This window comes from Chloroflexota bacterium (genome assembly GCA_015478725.1).
In the GTDB taxonomy this organism is placed as follows: Bacteria; Chloroflexota; Limnocylindria; order Limnocylindrales; family CSP1-4; genus C-114.
This window is the reverse complement of the sequence record JADMIG010000080.1, coordinates 1-2,037: the sequence shown is the minus strand read 5'-3', so window position 1 is coordinate 2,037 and position 2,037 is coordinate 1. Positions and strand designations below refer to the sequence as shown.

Annotated in this window: 1 protein-coding gene; it reads right to left on the bottom strand. The window is 44.5% G+C overall.

Annotated elements, in window-relative coordinates; translation table 11 throughout:
• Positions 1–12: 12 nt before the first annotated feature.
• Positions 13–1,776 (bottom strand): IS1634 family transposase, encoded by a 1,764-nt coding sequence (locus tag IVW53_15810; GenBank protein MBF6607029.1) that lies wholly within the window; start codon positions 1,774–1,776, stop codon positions 13–15.
• Positions 1,777–2,037: the final 261 nt, after the last annotated feature.

Sequence of the window (2,037 nt, the reverse complement as noted above, 5' to 3'; positions counted from 1 at the left end):
CCCACATTGCAGCTATCCGGTCAGAAGTAGCTGTGTTTGAGGAGGTTCTATTTTTTCTAGTTTCAGTCTGTGTACTACAGATTTTCGTTTCGTGAAAGGTTGGTATTTGGTTTTCAGGATGTTATAAATTTTTTTGAGGTTATCATTGGGTAGGGTGCATTTTCTGGTAGTGATGGTTTTATCGTAGGTGTTGGTTCCCGATGTGGTAATAACTTTTTGGGTATTGCCGATCCTTACAATTTCGCGCCAGCAACTATTGATACCATGATGCTTTAGTTGATACCGTACCGTATTGACCAACCAGTAAGCCAATATCCCCAAGTGGAGGTGGGCCATGGTAGCGTCATCATTTTTGTGATAGATGGGCCGCAGGTCTAAATCGGTTTTCAGGGTGCGGAACGCATTCTCTATTTCCCTGATGGTGTTATAAATGTTCCACACCACAATCTCATCTTGTACATTCAAATCGGTGCGCAGAAAATACATGCCGAGGCTTTCATTTTTTCCCTGATGTTTAGTCTGGTCTTTTCCCCAAGTGATTTCTGTGGCCAGGTTTGTTTTGGCATCACTGCTGACGGTAATGGTATAATAGTGCTGAACAGACGGATATTTTTCTTTGGCCCTGCCAATTCGTTGGTGCACTTTATCCAATTTTTTTACGCCCCCTTTGCTGTGCAGGGCAGTATGTATCTTTTGTAACTCCTGTTCAAACCTTTTTTCAAATTGAAGTTTCATGCCTTCCTCTTTCTTTTCCTTTGAAGGACTTTTGACTTCCAGGCAGTAGTCTGTGTTTTTTTGGGTAGTGACTTGTCTTAACCGGATGGTTTGGTTCGATTTTGTGTCCAGCAAGGTGGTCAGTCTGTCTGGAACATATTTGTAACCTTTCAATTTGGCACGGCTTACACAAAGATAGTTGTACCCTTTGGCTTGGATAAGTTGTAGGTTTTCTTCTGTGGCGATGCCTGCATCCAGCACCACCACGGCCCGGCCCGGGCAGGTATGGGAGGCGAGTTTTTCGATCATGGCCGATAGGGTATTGCAGTCGGTAATGTTCCCTTCCAAGATGGAAGAATATTTTATAAAGCCTTCGATGTTCACCACCAGGGCCAGAACGACCAGCTTGGCATCGCTTCTCTTTTCTTTGCTCCTGCCAAACCGGGCTAAGCTGCTCTTGCGTTTCTCCCCCTCAAAATAGGTATTGGTCAGATCGTATAAGATAATTTTATCGGCCAGGTCAAAGAGTTCGTTTGTACGGTTGGACAAATGTTTTTCCAAGGCATCCTTTATCCGGTATAAATGCAAGGCACTTTCATAAAGCTTGTCTTTGGTTGTTTTGTTGAGATCATAACCGGTAAGTTCGCAGACAGCAGAGTTTTCTTTTATCCACCGGGTAGTTTTTAATTCCGATGCAGGGCACACCGCACGGCTTATCACTTGCGTAGCGGCAAGCATGGCTTGCTCCCGGGTAAATCCATGAGCGAGCAACAGCGGGGTGAGCTGTAATTTCTCCCATGTTTGGTAGGCTATATTCTCCGCCCCAACTTCCCTTGCATTACTATGCTGGAGCGTATCCATGTTTACCATGCGCGATAATTTTTCTACCGCTACAAGGTCGAGCTTTTTTGAGGCGACAATACGCTGCCAAAGTTCTTCAACATATTTCTTTACGATAGGATCCTCATCTGGTCCTTGTTCAAAGAGCGTTTGTTTGCGCTCATATCTTTCCATTAGCTGCTTTTGGATTTTATTGAGTTGATCAGGGGTAACATCTTCCATAAACCCCACATTCAAGATGGTGCGGTGACATACCCGGTTATCCGCATTACGATAACTTTCCACTAAACGGTAATACCCGCTTAGTTTTCTTGTTTGGGGATGCTTACGCAGGGAGAACTTAAAATACACAGGCGTAAAGTACCGGCCTCAACCTTCAAAAAGCAACACCCCTTGTGTACTACAAATGCCGCGAAGGCTCCAGGGGTAGCATAAAAAAAATTAACCCGTAGGGGGGTACGGACAATCGATAAATTCTTAACC

Coding starts and splice junctions, on each gene's coding strand:
- IVW53_15810 (MBF6607029.1), bottom strand. CDS start 1,776: ATGGAAGATGTTACCCCTGATCAACTCAATAAAATCCAAAAGCAGCTA.